A 13,192-nucleotide genomic window follows, 5' to 3' on the forward strand; every position below is an offset into this window, starting at 1 on the left:
GGACGACGATGTCTCGATCTCACGTTGCCGGTGCAACAGCGCTGCTGCTGGGAGTGGCCGTCATGGCGGCACAGGTGCCCGCCACTGCCACGCCGAGGGGAGGGGGGACCGCAGCGGCGGTCGCCGCGGCCGGCGACGAGCTGTCGGTGAGCACGCGCCTGGCCGACCGACGGGAGGTCTCGGCCGGCACCCGCGCCTACTCCATCGGCTTCGAGGACGGCCGGTTCTACGCGAACGGCTGGCACATCACCGGTGAGATGGGCGGCGTCTGGACACCTCCGATGAAGATGGTCGACGGCGTGTGGTTCGGCCTCGACGACCAGTGGGTGGGGCCCGCGACGAAGTTCACGAGCGGATGGGGCTACAGCCGCTACGACCTGCCCGACACCGCAGGCCTCAAGGTCGCGCGCACGGACTTCGTGCCTGACGGCGTGCGTGGTGCGCTCTTCGGCCTGACCGTGACCAACCCGGGTGCGGCCCGGACGGCCAAGCTCTCGGTCGACGCCCACTCCGAGCTGATGGGCCAGTACCCGTGGGGCTTCGGCGGCGTGACCCCGAACGCGAGCGACAACCTCCAGGACACCGGTGCCTACGACGGCAAGAACCTCGTCTTCACCGACGACGGTGCGCTGCCCGGGGCCCCTGTCCACCACTACGCCGCGGTCGTCGGCACCGCAGCCACCCCGAGCACCGGGCAGATCGGCAGCCAGTTCTACGGAGCCCAGCCCGGCCACCGCTGCACCGGCAACGAGACGGGCGCCCCGGCAGACCCCAAGCCCTCCGCCTGCGACGACGGACCCTTCGGAAAGGGCACCGGCGGCCGGCTGACCTACAGCCTCGACCTGCCGGCCGGCGGCTCGACGACGATCTGGCTGGCCGTCGCCGGCTCCGACCAGGGACTGACCTCGGCCCGTGGCGAGCTCGCCAAGGCGCTGGCCGACCCCGGTGCGGCCCTGGCCGCCAAGAAGGCCTCACGCCAGGCGCTGTCGCAGATGACGCAGCTCTCCCTGCCCGGCGACCCGCTGGTGCAGGACGCAGTGCAGTGGGGCAAGCAGAACATTGCCGACCTCACCCAGACGGCGACCGACCTGCAGATCCGCTGGACCAACCAGGGCAAGCAGTTCCCCGCACCCTCCGGGACCGTCGCCAAGGCGACCTGGATCGGGGCAGGCTTCCCCGACTACCCGTGGATCTTCGGCACGGACGCCGAGTACACCGCGTTCGCATCGGTGTCGGTCGGGCAGTTCGAGGCGATCAAGGACCACCTACGGGCGTTGCGCGAGGTGTCCGACATCCTCAACAACCGCTCGGGCGTCGTGACGCACGAGGTCGTGTCGGACGGGTCGATCTGGTACGGCCAGGACTCCCGCAGCACCAACCCGGACGGCACCACGGCATACAACTTCAACACCGATGAGACGGTGAAGTTCCCCAGTACCGTGGCGCTCCTGTGGCGCTGGACCGGTGACAACGGGTTCCGAGACGAGATGTACGACTTCTCGGTGCGCAACCTCAAGTACGTCACCCGCACCCTCGACGCCGACCACGACGGCTTCCCCGAGGGCCTCGGCAACGTCGAGCGCGGCGGCATGGGCACGGAGAAGCTCGACAACACCGTCTACTACATCCGCGGGCTCTACGACCTGGCCACCATGGCGAAGGCAAAGCACGACGGCCCCACCTTCTCGTGGGCCAACACCCTCGCCCGCCAGATCAGCGACCGCTTCGACGGGGCGTGGTGGTATGCCGCGGCGTCCCAGTACGCCGACTCGCTCACCGATCCCGGCAACGTTCAGTCGTTCCAGAAGCACTGGATCGGCCAGACGCCGATGGAGGCCGAGCTGCAGGTCAACGGGCGCACCGTGCCCGGCCTCGCGCCGTTCGCCCACGGGAACACCGCGCTCGCCGGCCGCGAGGACCCCTGCTACAGCGGGACGGCTCCCCTGTCTACCGGCCTGTTCCACACGGGGTGCGGCGGTGGCCAGAACGGCCAGGGCGAGAAGGTCGTCTTCGGCCTGACCACGTCGATCCAGTCGATCGGTGAGGGCAACTACGGCCGGCTCGGTGCCGGACAGCAGCAGCGCTACACGCACGCCCTGGCCGACCCGATGTTCGCCGAGCCCGCCACGGGCGGGACACCTGACGAGCAGCCGGGCGCGATGCCGGAGATCTTCCCCTCGCCGGACCAGGGCGCCAACATCGACCGGTGCTGGACCTGCCGCTCGATGTTCATGCAGGCGTGGGGCAACTACGGCACCGCGTGGGCGGTCGTCCACCAGTGGCTCGGCCTCCAGCCCGACCTCGGCAACGGCGAGCTGGTCGTGGTGCCGCAGGTGCCGGCCGGTCAGCCATCGGCCTCCGGTGAGCACATCCGGCTGGGCGGCGGGTTCGCCGGCGTGACGGCCTCCGTCCTTGGTTCGCGCTACACGACGACCGTTGCCGTCGACAGCGCCGTCGGGGCCGACAAGGTCTGGATCGGGCACACCGTCCCGCGCGGCAGCACGGTGACCCAGGTCGTGCTCGACGGGCGGGTGCTGTCCGACTGGACCAGCCGTACGACCAACCGTGGCCTCGAGGTGACCGTCCCGACCAAGGCCGGCTCGCACACCCTGGTGGTGACGGCCTCCTGAACCATGCCGTGGCAACGCCGTTCTGCGCAATGGCGTTGCCACGGTTGGTGCGAGGCGTCAGCCGAGGCGCTGGGCGAGTGAGACCACGAGCCCTTCCGGCCCCCGGACGTACGCCATCCGCCAGGAGCCCTCGTACTCGCCGACGCCTCCGACCAGTCCGTAGCCCTGTGTCGCAGCCCAGTCCACAGCTGCCTGCAGGTCATCGACCTCGAAGGACACGTTGCGCAACCCCAGCTCGTTGGCCATGGCGGCCGGGGAGCCGGGCACGGAGTCGGGTCGCACGAACCTCGCGAGCTCCAGGCGGGTGCCATCGCCGGGTGACTTCAACATGACGATCTCGGTGCGGGAGCCGGGAATGCCGCAGACCGTGTCGAGGAACTCGCCCTCGACGAAGGTCCTGCCCTCGACCTCCAGGCCCAGCGCCACGAAGAAGTCGGTCACGAGGTCGAGATCCGCGACCGTGATGCCGATGTGGTCGAAGCGTCGTACGTGCGACATGGGCCCGTCCTCCCGTCGTGCCGATTGCGCATCCGCAACCCGAAAGCGCCTTCGCAACGGTAGGGCACCTCGCGTCGGGCTCCGACACCTGACACAGTGACTCGATGCTGAACGAGGTGGCCGACGGTGTCTGGGTGCGGCAGAGCGAGTGGGTCTGGAGCAACGCCATCGTGGTTCGCGGAGAGGCCGGGTTGACCGTCGTCGATCCCGGCATCGACGGCTCCGACCTCGACCAGCTCGCCGATGACGTGGACGGGCTCGGCATCCCGGTGGTCGCGGGGTTCTGCACCCATCCCCACTGGGACCACCTGCTCTGGCACTCGCGGTTCGGAGACGTCCCGCGCTACGCCACCGCTGCCGGCGCCCAGGTTGCCACCGAGGCCCGGGAGCGGGCGCAGGCGATGGCGGCGGAGAGCGCGACGGGCATCCCGCTCGAGCTGGTGGCGCTGCTCACCCCGCTGCCCTCGGACGGGGCACTCGTGCCGGGCGAGATCATCGAGCACCAGGCGCACGCCCCCGGCCACGCGGCGATCCTCCTGGCGGACCGTGGCGTCCTGATCGCGGGTGACATGCTCTCGGACGTCCTGATCCCGCTCCTCGACGCCCGCCGTCCTGGTCAGCTGGACGCCTATGAGTCGGCACTCGACCGGCTGGGTGAGGCTGCCCGGCAGGTCGAGGTCGTGGTCCCGGGCCACGGCGCGGTGGCGCGGGGGGTCGAGGTCGCGGTCCGCTTCGAGGCCGATCGTGCCTACCTCGACGCACTCCGGCGAGGAGAGGAACCGGCCGACGCGCGTCTGCAGCAGCACTACTGGCTCTCCGTCCCGCACCAGTCCAACGTGCAACAGGTCCGAGACCCAGCCGGCTGAACCCGGCGTGCTCGGGACGGTCGGCGTGGTGAGACCAAGGCATAGGATCAAGCCACGTGTCGCTCGGCGGAGGAGCAGATCTGATGGCCGTCCAACTGCCTGATGAGGAGCGAGAGTGGGCTGCTGAGAAGCGCGACTTCGTTGCGGACCGGCGTGACGAGCTGGCGGCGCGGCGCGACCGAACTGGCGATGCGAGGGACCGGACAGCCGCCACGCGGGAGGCGGCGCTGGACGAGCGGGAGTTGCGCGTGGACGTCCGCGCGGCCGAGCTCGGTGCCCCGCCTGACGGTGCCGAGGCGGGAGCGCAGCACGTCGATGCCCGCGCTGCTCGGGAGCAGGCGCGGCAGGACCGTGACGAGCTGGCGGGCGAGCGCGATGCTGCCGCTGGTGCTCGCGACGAGGCGACACAGCTGCGAACGGAGGCCACTCCGACCACGCGGCTGGCGTCGGCGTTCGCCGCCATTGCGGAGCATCTCTACGCAGCCGACTCCTTCGATGATGTCCTTCTGCGGATCGCCCAGACCGCGGTGAGCACGGTTGCGGGCTGCGAGATGGCGAGCGTCACGCTCAGTGGGCGAGGGTCGTATCAGACGGCCGCGACCACGGACCTGGCCGCGTCGGTGGTCGACCAGGCGCAGTACGACGCGCACGAGGGGCCCATCCTGGACGCGGTCGACACCCCGGTCGTCTATGCGCAGTCGTTCCCGGACACCCGCTGGCCCACGCTCGCGTCCCGTCCGGCCGACCTGGGTGCGCACTCAGCCGCTTCCTACCGCCTGGCGGCGGCGGGTCCTGCGACCGCGGGCACCGGAGGATCGCTGAACACCTACGGCACGGAGGCCGATGCGTTCAGCGACGAGGCTCAGCAGATCGGACTCATCCTGGCCGCACACGCGTCGGTGGCTGCCGGGGCGGTCCGTGAACGCGACGCCCTGCAGGATCTGGCAAAGAACCTCAACGAGGCCCTGTTGTCCCGAGATGTCATCGGCCAGGCCAAGGGGATCCTGATGGAGCGGCTCAACCTCAGCCCGGAGGAGGCCTTCGACGTCCTGCGTCGCTCATCCAACCGGCTCAACGAAAAGCTGCACACCCTGGCGCTGCGCCTCGTCGAACCCGAGTCGTAGGCACGGCCCCGTGCGGCGTCGGGGGCGTACTGTTCCCGCCATGGCGACCTCCGAACGGTCCACGGAGCTCCTCGGCGGAGTGCTGGACGCCGCGGAGAACGCCTCTCCGTTGCAGGCGGTGGAGGCGGTCACCGAAGCCCTCGCGCAAGCCCTCGGCTCGTCTGCGGCGTTCTTCCTGATTGCCGACATCTCCGGGCGCGGACTGGTCCGCCTCTCGCACGGGGCCTCCTCCGAGGAGCTGGCGCAGCTGGGCCTCGGTGGCCAGGAAGGGGTCCTTCGGGCGGAGGACAACGAACAGGCCGTCGTGGTGCCGTTCGACGGTGGGCCGGTCGAGACGGCGTTGCGCACCCAGAGTGTGCAGGTCATCCCACCCGCCGCGGACTCGGGCGCGGGCCGGAGCCGGCCCGATGGGTCGTCCTGGCGCCGGTGACCGAGCGGGGCGAGGTCCTCGGGCTCCTCCAGCTGTCGCTGCCCAAGGCTCCAGACGCTGCCAGTTTGGGCCAGATCTCCCGCATCGGCCACGTGCTGTCGTTCGTGGTGATTGCGAACCGGCGACACACCGACCTCTTCGAGTGGGGCCAGCGCAGCACGGCGTTCACCCTGCCCGCCGAGATCCAGCGGCGGCTGCTGCCCGCGGCCTTCACGTGCGAGGCGGGAGCGTTCACTCTCTCGGCGTGGCTGGAGCCGGCCGCGTCCGTCGGCGGCGACACGTTCGACTACTGCCTGGGCCGCGACGCGCTGCACCTTTCGCTGACGGACGCGATGGGGCACGGAGTGGCAAGCGCCCTCACCGCCACCTTGTGCGTGGGGAGCCTGCGCAACAGCCGCCGTCAGGGCTCCTCACTGCTCGCCCAGGCGCGGGACGCGAACCTGACCCTGTTCGAGCATGCCACCGCCACGGGCTCGGAGAGCTTCTCCACCGGCATGCTCGGCCGCCTCGACCTTCCCACCGGGACGCTCGCTCTGGTCAACGCCGGACACGTCGCTCCGTACCTGTGCCGCGCAGGCACCACGCGGGCTGTCCCCCTCCCGGTGAACGTGCCCCTGGGGTTGTTCGCCAGCACCGCCTATCGCAGCACCCACCTGGACCTGGAGCCGGGAGACCGGCTCGTCATGGTCACCGACGGCATGCTCGAGCGCGATGCCGCCACCGTGGACCTGATCGCCGAGATCACCCGGACCCGGGACCTGCACCCGCGCGAGGCCACCCGCCAGCTCACCGACCTGGTCCTGCAGGTCTCCGGTCAGGCCCTTGCCGACGACGCCACCCTCCTCGTCCTGGACTGGCACGGCTGCCACGGGCGCGACCGGGAAACCACCGCAGGCTCTCAGAAGCTGCGCCCTGCACCAGTCAGTGAGCCGCTGTGACCTCGAGGAGGAGCTCCACCCCATGAGCGAGACGACCGACCTCGCCGGACAGAGCCCCCACGCCACGACCAGGGTCGACCTGGGCCACGGCCTCGAGGTCAGCCGACTCGGCTTCGGCGGCATGGCGATCACGCACGTCTACGGTGAGACCGACCCCGCCGAAGGGCTGCGCACCCTCCACCACGCCGTCGACGCAGGCGTCACCTTCATCGACACCGCAGACGTCTACGGCCGTCCACGTGAGGGCGAGTCCGGACCGGCAGGCACCAACGAGGAGCTCGTGGGCGAGCTGCTGCGCACCCGTCGCGACGAGGTGCAGCTCGCGACCAAGTTCGGCATCACCGGCATCCCGAACGACGGGCCTGGCGCGACCGCGGTCCGCGGCGACGCGGCATACGTGCGCAGTGCTGCGGAGGCGAGCCTGCGACGTCTCGGGACGGACGTCATCGACCTCTACTACCTGCACCGTCGCGACGTGACCGTCCCCATCGAGGAGACCGTCGGCGCGATGGCCGAGCTCGTCGCAGCGGGCACGGTGCGCCACCTCGGGCTGTCCGAGGTCACCGCTGACGAGCTGCGTGCGGCCGCCGCGGTCCACCCCATCACCGCGGTGCAGAGCGAGTGGAGCATCTGGTCGCGGGACGTCGAGGACCACGTCGTCCCGGCTGCGCGCGAGGTGGGGGCCGGCTTCGTGCCGTACTCGCCGCTCGGGCGCGGGTTCCTCACCGGGGCGATGACGAAGGAGGCCGTAGCCGCCTCGATGCTCAAGGGTCACCCGCGGTTCGACGCCGGCTTCGAGGCCAACCAGCGGGTCGTCGGGGTCGTCACGGCCGTCGCCTCCGAGCTGGGCGCAACTCCCGCCCAGGTCGCGCTGGCGTGGCTGTTCGCCCAGGGCGAGCGCCTCAGTATGCCGGTCGTGCCGATCCCCGGCACCCGTCGCCCTGAGCGCGTGGACGAGAACCTCGGAGCCCTCGCGATCCACCTCGACGCCGACCAGCTGGGGCGGCTGGAGGCCGCTGCCGACCTCGCCGAGGGTGGACGCAACCTCAGCACGGACCCGGCCTGGATCTCGTCCGGGCGCGAGTAGCCGCGTCACCAGTGCAGAGGCTGTAGCCCGGGTTAGGTTGGCGGCCAGAGCCATCCAGCCTGAGGAGCCACCGTGTTCGAACAGCTCGTCGCCGCAGCGCCGCAGGGAGTCGTCGACGACCTCCTCCACCTGGACATGCCTCCGGCGGAGAAGGTCATCCGGACCGTCGCGATCTACCTCGGGATCCTGCTGATCATCCGCGTCGCGGGCAAACGCCTGATGGCACAGATGAACTCGCAGGACCTCGTCGTGGTGCTGTTGCTGTCCAACGTGGTCCAGAACGCCATCATCGGCCAGGACAACTCGCTCGTCGGCGGCCTCCTGGGCGCCGCCGTCCTCGTCCTCGTCAACGCGGGACTGGACCGCTGGTCACTGCGCAGCCCCCGGGTCGCCTGGCTGCTCGACGGTCGGCCCACCGTGGTGGTCGACGACGGAGTGCTCGACTCCCGCGCCCTCGCCCATGTGGGCATGAGTCCCGAGGAGCTCAACAACGCGATCCAGACCCAGGGTGCCGACTCACTCAGTGAGGTGCAGCGGGTCGCGCTCGAACCGGGCGGTTCCATCACCGTCGAGCTGCGGCCCGACGCGCGCAGCGCCACCATCGGCGACCTGCGACGCGCGGTCGACGCGCTCACCGCCCGCCTCGACGCGCAGGGAGGCGCAACCCCTCCCGTCTGATCACCGACCTTCGGGTATGCCGTGCAGTCGCCGGTGCAGCTCCCGCACCTCCTGCTCGAGCTCGGGAGCCGGACCGTCCACCTGGAGCCCCGGCGCAACGGCCTGGATCGCCAGCGGCAGCACGGGGCCTGGCGGCACACCCCACTCGCGGAGCCAGCCGACGAGCTGCCGGGTGGACACGGCATACACGATGCGACCGAGGCCGACCCATGCGTGCGCGGCCGAGCACATCGCGCAGTGCTCGCCGGAGGTGTAGACGGTGCAGGCCGCGCGCTCGTCGGCGGCGAGGTGCTGGGCCGCCCACTTGGCCGCCTCGAACTCCGGGTGACGGGTCTGGTCGCCGTCCCGGACCCGGTTGCGGTCGGCAAACCGCACGGCCCCGGCACCGTCGACGAGCACCGAGCCGAAGGGCTCGTCGCCCGCCTCGAGTCCTTCACGGGCGAGGTCCACGCACTGGCGCAGGTGGGTGAGGTCGACGTCGGAGAGGGACACGCCTCCGATGCTCGCAGACCACGCCGCACCCAACCACCGCCGCACCCAACCACCGCCGTGGTGCGGACCTCAGCGGTGGCCGGCCTCCAGCTCGAGGAGGTAGCGCTTGGCGGCCAGCCCACCGGCATACCCGGTCAGGGCCCCGCTGGAGGCGACGATGCGGTGGCACGGGAGCACCACGCACAAGGGGTTCGCCCCGAGGGCGGCGCCGACGGCTCGCGCGGCCGTGGGCCGGTCCACGCGGGCAGCCAGCTCGCCGTAGGTCGCCCGGTCTCCGTAGCCGACTGTCGCCGCGAGGCGGGGCAGCACGGTCCGCTGGAAGTCGGACGCGAGCGCCAGGTCGGTGCGGAGCGTGAACTCCCGCGTCCGTCCGGCGAGGAAGTCCTCGAGCTCGCTGCGGGCGTCGTCCAGCTCGCGTGGTTGACGCAACACCCGCGGTGACACGCGTTCACTGAGACGCGTCAGGACATGGTCCTCGTCCTCGGCGGTCGGGACGAACGCCGAGGCGACGAGCGCGCCAGTGTCGTTGCGGGCCAACAGCATTCGGCCGATCGGAGTCTCCTCCACGACGTAGGAGACATCGCTCGGAGCGAGCACCGGAGGGTGCAGGTGGGCAGGACTCGGCTGGAAGCCGGCGAGGCGGGCAGCGGGGTCGGTCATGACACGTCCTTACGCAGGGTCGCGAGCGCGTCGCTCACGAGGCGCCGGCTCATGGCGGGCGAGGTGCCCAGCACGATGGCGATGGTGGGGTGGTCGAGGTCGGCGACGTACTTGAGGACGACGGCTTCGCGCTGCCGGGCTGGCAGCGCCGCCACCGAGGCCCAGAGGGGTCCGTCGGGCAGCTCGGCGTCAGCGGCCGGAGCGGCCTCCCTGGCTGTCGACAACGACGCGGGGTCGTCGTGGGGCACCGCACGGCGGGCCCGTTGCCGGTGCACGTCCATGGCGCACCGGTGCGTGATCGTGAGCAGCCAGCCCCGCAGGTTCCGTGCCGAGCCCAGCGTCGGGTAGGCCGCGAGCGCCTGCGTCCACGCCTGCTGGGCGACGTCGTCCCCGTCCACCGGGCCGGCGAGGGCGTGGGCGAGGCGCGCGACGTCACGCCAGTGGGCGTCGACGAGGGTCTGGAAGGCGGGCAGCTTCACACCCATGGAACGCCGCACCTCCCCATCGTGTGAGTCGTGTGAGTCCCGTGACTGGCGGGCCCGCGTGGGCCCGAGCCAGAGAGCCAACCGCCACCGTATGCCGCGTGTGCCGGGGCAGCCATCGTGCCGCATCTCGGCCCGAAGTCCCGAGCAGCGGGTGGGAATCGGCCTCGTGTGGAAACATGGTCTGGTGCTCGACGACGTCGTCCCTGCGCCCTTCCGGGGCGCTGCGCGACACACCCCACTCGTGATCGCCCACCGAGGTTCCAGCCTCGCCGAGCCGGAGCACACGCTGCGGGCCTACATGCGGGCCATCGAGGAGGGTGCGGACGCCCTGGAGTGCGACGTGCGGCTGACCGCCGACTCGCATCTCGTCTGCGTGCACGACCGCCGGGTCAACCGCACCTCCAATGGGCGCGGCATCGTGTCCACCCTCGAGCTGGCGGAGCTCGAGGGCCTGGACTGGGGTTCGTGGAAGAAGGACCACGCTGGTGACCTCGAGCTCCCCGATCGCGACCGCAACCGCCTGCTCACGCTGCGCGCCCTGCTCACCACGGTCCTGGAGTCCGAACGCCCTATCGGCCTGGCCATCGAGACCAAGCACCCCACCCGCTATGCCGGGCTGGTCGAGCGTCAGCTCGCCCGGGTACTGGCCGAGTTCGACCTCGACGGTCCCCGCCGTCCCGACCAGCACTGGGTGCGGGTCATGTCGTTCTCCCAGCTGGCCGTGCAGCGGATGCGCCAGCTGTGTCCGGGCGTGCCGGCGGTCTACCTCATCGAGGAGTCGGTGCCGCTGCGGTTCCGCGACGGGTCGCTGCCCAAGGGCATCCACACGGTCGGGATGGACATCAAGATCCTTCGGCGCTACCCCCAGACGGTGGCTCGGCAGCACCGCCACGGTCACGAGGTCTATGCCTGGACCGTCGACGAACCGGCCGACATCGAGCTCTGCCTGGAGCTCGGCGTCGACGCGATCATCAGCAACCGTCCGCGCGCGGTCCTCGACGCTGTGGAGGTCAGTAGATAGTCTCCGTGCGAACTCGCAACGATCGGACATGGGCACTGGGCATGGCAGCAGCACCACTGGGGGAACGCCCCCACCGCTCGCAACCGTCGTCGGCGGGGCGCGGCCGAGACGCGTCCCGGACTGTCCGGGTCCCGTGGCGTGCGACCTCGGTGGCCCAGATCCGCAAGGCGCTGGTCGACGACCTCGAGGGTCGTGACGTGCCCGCGGCCGTCATCGACGAGGCCGAGATCGTGGTGTCGGAACTCGTCTCCAACGCGGTCCGGCACGCCCGCGCCCTCGCCGACGGCAACCTTCGGGTGCACTGGAAGGTCAAGGGCGGCGTCGTCGAGGTCGAGGTGACCGACGGTGGCAGCGAGAGCACACCCCGTCCGGCTCCCCGCACGATCTGGGCGCCTTCGGGTCGAGGCCTGCGCATCGTCCGCAGCCTCGCCCACGAGTGGGGCGTCACCGAGGACCGCAACGGGTCGACGGTGTGGGCCTCCCTGGGCGGCCCCTCCCGGCGCCGCAGCCACTGAGCGCGACCTCCACTTCCGCCTTCCCCACCCCTCGCCCCCGCACCCCTCCCACTAGGGTTTGCGCCATGGGCAAGGCATCACGGCGCCGCAAGGGCGCAGACCACGGCACCGCCACGTCGCGCGTCGACCCCGCACCGTTCGTCGCGCGGCCCTTCGAGGGTCTGCCCGGTGAGACCGACTGGGTCGCGATGCGCGAGATCCTCCCGGCCGCCACGGCCACCGTCACCTTCGCGAAGGGCCAGGCCCCCGAGGGGGCGCCCACCGAGGTGACCATCGCCACGGTGCTGCCCCTCGCGTGGCCGGGCCTGCACCGCGCCGACGGTGCGGTCTTCGTCGGCACCCAGTCGGGGTCCATCTCCGGGGACGCGTCGCGCGACCTCGCGACCTCGCTGCTGGCGGCCGCCTCGGCAGAGCAGGGCGTGCCCATCACCAGCACCCCAGCCTCGACGGCGCAGACTCCGCGGCTGCAGGACCTCCTCGACACCTCCGCGCCGTTCGAGGTGACGGTCCACGAGGGCTTCGACTTCTGGGTCGGTGACACCGACCTCGACGACGAGGCGAAGGCCTCGCTCGATCGCGCCAACGAGTCGGTCATCCCGACCGTCAAGATGGCCGCGGCGCCGTCGGCGTACTGGTGCCGCATCGGTGAGCGCACCCACATCCGGCTCGTACTGCCCGAGGACGAGGATGTCGCCACCGACGCCCTGGCCCGCCTCCACGCGAGCGGCGACAGCGGGCTCGGCGAGCCGACCCGCCTGCTCGGCGCGTTCCGCGCGGGCGGCCTGCTCGTGCCCGTCTGGGACCTCGAGCCCGACAAGACCTCCGACGACTACGAGGCCCCGCTCGCGGAGTTCATGACCAGGTATGCCGCGGCCTCGGCCGCCGACTCGCCCCTCACCGCGGAGGAGCGTCGGGCCCGGTCCGGACTGCTCAGCCGCCAGGTGACCCTGCGCTGACGGGCTGGGGTTGACATGACCGAGCCGACGGGACTCCGCTGACAATGGCCCAGCTGACATGACCCCACCCACGACCCAGCCCACCACCCCGACCGTGGCCGCGGTGATCCCGGCCAAGGACGAGGCGGACCGGATTGCTGCGACGGTTCGTGCCGTCCGCGGCATACCGGGGGTGGACCTTGTCGTGGTCGTCGACGACGGCAGCTCCGACGACACGGCCGAGATCGCCCGCGAAGCCGGCGCCGAGGTCGTGCGGCACGCGCGCAACAGGGGCAAGGCCGCGGCGATGACGACGGGGGCGGGCTACGTCGCCCGCCACGAAGGGGTCGAGGGCCGCGTCGAGGGCTCCGGCAGCCGGCGACCCCTGCTCTTCGTCGACGGCGACCTCGAGGACACTGCTGCCAACGTCGCCGTGCTCGTGCCGCCGGTCCTCGAGGGGCGCGCCGACATGACCATCGCCACCCTGCCGCCGCAGAAGACGGCCGGCGGCGGGCACGGGTTCGTCGTCAGGCTGGCCCGCAAGGGGATCGAGGACCTCACCGGCTTCGTGGCCCACCAGCCGCTGTCGGGGATGCGCTGCATCTCGCGGCAGGCGTTCGACGCGGCCAGTCCGCTCGCGCGCGGCTGGGGCGTGGAGGTCGGGCTGACCGTCGACGTGCTGATGGCGGGCCTGCGCGTCGAGGAGGTGCCCTGCGAGCTGCACCACCGCGTCAGCGGCTCCGACTGGCGCGGCCAGGTGCACCGGGCCAAGCAGTACCGCGACGTCGCCCTCGCCCTGGCGCGCCGCCGGGCCCGGCGCGGGCTGCGCTGAC

Annotated in this window: 15 protein-coding genes; 11 read left to right on the plus strand and 4 right to left on the minus strand. The window is 71.5% G+C overall.

All coding sequences use genetic code 11. The annotated features are described in order from the left end of the window. Positions 1-8 precede the first annotated feature (8 nt). Positions 9-2,630, plus strand: a complete 2,622-nt coding sequence (locus AC1DWR_RS13095) for a glucosidase family protein (protein ID WP_477624597.1) — start codon at positions 9-11, stop codon at positions 2,628-2,630. 57 nt (positions 2,631-2,687) lie between these two features. On the opposite strand, the gene AC1DWR_RS13100 is transcribed toward AC1DWR_RS13095, so the two are convergent. After that, on the minus strand, positions 2,688-3,128 hold the full coding sequence (locus AC1DWR_RS13100; RefSeq protein ID WP_477624598.1) for a VOC family protein: 441 nt from the start codon (positions 3,126-3,128) through the stop codon (positions 2,688-2,690). Between the two features lie 104 nt (positions 3,129-3,232). On the opposite strand from AC1DWR_RS13100, the gene AC1DWR_RS13105 reads away from it, so the two are divergent. The 6 genes from AC1DWR_RS13105 (at position 3,233) to AC1DWR_RS13130 (ending at position 8,251) form a co-directional block, all read left to right on the plus strand. Continuing rightward, positions 3,233-3,994, plus strand: coding sequence for an MBL fold metallo-hydrolase (locus AC1DWR_RS13105; protein ID WP_477624599.1), 762 nt, complete (start codon positions 3,233-3,235; stop codon positions 3,992-3,994). 83 nt (positions 3,995-4,077) lie between these two features. After that, positions 4,078-5,118: an ANTAR domain-containing protein gene (locus AC1DWR_RS13110; protein WP_477614298.1), complete on the plus strand. Its 1,041-nt coding sequence runs from the start codon at positions 4,078-4,080 to the stop codon at positions 5,116-5,118. A 40-nt stretch (positions 5,119-5,158) separates the two neighbouring features. Further along, positions 5,159-5,548, plus strand: coding sequence for a hypothetical protein (locus AC1DWR_RS13115; RefSeq protein WP_477624600.1), 390 nt, complete (start codon positions 5,159-5,161; stop codon positions 5,546-5,548). After that, positions 5,545-6,486, plus strand: coding sequence for a PP2C family protein-serine/threonine phosphatase (locus AC1DWR_RS13120; protein ID WP_477624601.1), 942 nt, complete (start codon positions 5,545-5,547; stop codon positions 6,484-6,486). The genes AC1DWR_RS13115 and AC1DWR_RS13120 overlap by 4 nt, the downstream gene beginning before the upstream one ends. Positions 6,487-6,508: 22 nt before the next feature. Continuing rightward, positions 6,509-7,573 (plus strand): aldo/keto reductase, encoded by a 1,065-nt coding sequence (locus tag AC1DWR_RS13125; protein ID WP_477624602.1) that lies wholly within the window; start codon positions 6,509-6,511, stop codon positions 7,571-7,573. A 72-nt stretch (positions 7,574-7,645) separates the two neighbouring features. Then, the gene (locus tag AC1DWR_RS13130) at positions 7,646-8,251 is read left to right on the plus strand and encodes a DUF421 domain-containing protein (RefSeq protein ID WP_477614300.1); all 606 of its coding nucleotides are present in this window, start codon (positions 7,646-7,648) and stop codon (positions 8,249-8,251) included. Here the strand turns inward: AC1DWR_RS13130 and AC1DWR_RS13135 are convergent, their stop codons facing one another. The 3 genes from AC1DWR_RS13135 to AC1DWR_RS13145 form a co-directional block, all read right to left on the minus strand. Next, a complete protein-coding gene (locus AC1DWR_RS13135) occupies positions 8,252-8,743 on the minus strand; it encodes a nucleoside deaminase (RefSeq protein ID WP_477624603.1) in 492 nt (163 codons plus the stop codon). It abuts the gene before it with no gap. Positions 8,744-8,812: 69 nt separating this feature from the next. After that, positions 8,813-9,403 carry a methylated-DNA--[protein]-cysteine S-methyltransferase gene (locus AC1DWR_RS13140; RefSeq protein WP_477624604.1) on the minus strand — a complete coding sequence of 197 codons (591 nt, stop codon included), beginning with the start codon at positions 9,401-9,403 and terminating at the stop codon, positions 8,813-8,815. Continuing rightward, a complete protein-coding gene (locus AC1DWR_RS13145; RefSeq protein WP_477624605.1) occupies positions 9,400-9,900 on the minus strand; it encodes an RNA polymerase sigma factor in 501 nt (166 codons plus the stop codon). The genes AC1DWR_RS13140 and AC1DWR_RS13145 overlap by 4 nt, the downstream gene beginning before the upstream one ends. Before the next feature lie 229 nt (positions 9,901-10,129). On the opposite strand from AC1DWR_RS13145, the gene AC1DWR_RS13150 reads away from it, so the two are divergent. The 4 genes from AC1DWR_RS13150 to AC1DWR_RS13165 all read left to right on the plus strand — a co-directional run bounded on the left by AC1DWR_RS13150 (position 10,130) and on the right by AC1DWR_RS13165 (position 13,191). Continuing rightward, a complete protein-coding gene (locus tag AC1DWR_RS13150) occupies positions 10,130-10,909 on the plus strand; it encodes a glycerophosphodiester phosphodiesterase (RefSeq protein WP_477614304.1) in 780 nt (259 codons plus the stop codon). Positions 10,910-10,950: 41 nt separating this feature from the next. Next, the gene (locus AC1DWR_RS13155) at positions 10,951-11,424 is read left to right on the plus strand and encodes an ATP-binding protein (RefSeq protein ID WP_477614305.1); all 474 of its coding nucleotides are present in this window, start codon (positions 10,951-10,953) and stop codon (positions 11,422-11,424) included. Between the two features lie 65 nt (positions 11,425-11,489). Next, positions 11,490-12,380, plus strand: a complete 891-nt coding sequence (locus tag AC1DWR_RS13160; protein ID WP_477624606.1) for a DUF5926 family protein — start codon at positions 11,490-11,492, stop codon at positions 12,378-12,380. A gap of 58 nt (positions 12,381-12,438) precedes the next feature. Then, positions 12,439-13,191, plus strand: a complete 753-nt coding sequence (locus tag AC1DWR_RS13165; protein ID WP_477624607.1) for a glycosyltransferase — start codon at positions 12,439-12,441, stop codon at positions 13,189-13,191. The last annotated feature ends 1 nt before the right edge of the window (position 13,192 follow it).

The sequence above is a fragment of the Pedococcus sp. P2_E2 genome, assembly GCF_056403955.1.

What these genes read in the sequence shown, in the direction of transcription:
- AC1DWR_RS13095 (WP_477624597.1), top strand. Translation starts at nt 9, where the DNA reads ATGTCTCGATCTCACGTTGCCGGTGCAACAGCGCTGCTGCTGGGAGTG.
- AC1DWR_RS13100 (WP_477624598.1), bottom strand. Translation starts at nt 3,128, where the DNA reads ATGTCGCACGTACGACGCTTCGACCACATCGGCATCACGGTCGCGGAT.
- AC1DWR_RS13105 (WP_477624599.1), top strand. Translation starts at nt 3,233, where the DNA reads ATGCTGAACGAGGTGGCCGACGGTGTCTGGGTGCGGCAGAGCGAGTGG.
- AC1DWR_RS13110 (WP_477614298.1), top strand. Translation starts at nt 4,078, where the DNA reads ATGGCCGTCCAACTGCCTGATGAGGAGCGAGAGTGGGCTGCTGAGAAG.
- AC1DWR_RS13115 (WP_477624600.1), top strand. Translation starts at nt 5,159, where the DNA reads ATGGCGACCTCCGAACGGTCCACGGAGCTCCTCGGCGGAGTGCTGGAC.
- AC1DWR_RS13125 (WP_477624602.1), top strand. Translation starts at nt 6,509, where the DNA reads ATGAGCGAGACGACCGACCTCGCCGGACAGAGCCCCCACGCCACGACC.
- AC1DWR_RS13140 (WP_477624604.1), bottom strand. Translation starts at nt 9,403, where the DNA reads ATGACCGACCCCGCTGCCCGCCTCGCCGGCTTCCAGCCGAGTCCTGCC.
- AC1DWR_RS13155 (WP_477614305.1), top strand. Translation starts at nt 10,951, where the DNA reads ATGGCAGCAGCACCACTGGGGGAACGCCCCCACCGCTCGCAACCGTCG.
- AC1DWR_RS13160 (WP_477624606.1), top strand. Translation starts at nt 11,490, where the DNA reads ATGGGCAAGGCATCACGGCGCCGCAAGGGCGCAGACCACGGCACCGCC.
- AC1DWR_RS13165 (WP_477624607.1), top strand. Translation starts at nt 12,439, where the DNA reads ATGACCCCACCCACGACCCAGCCCACCACCCCGACCGTGGCCGCGGTG.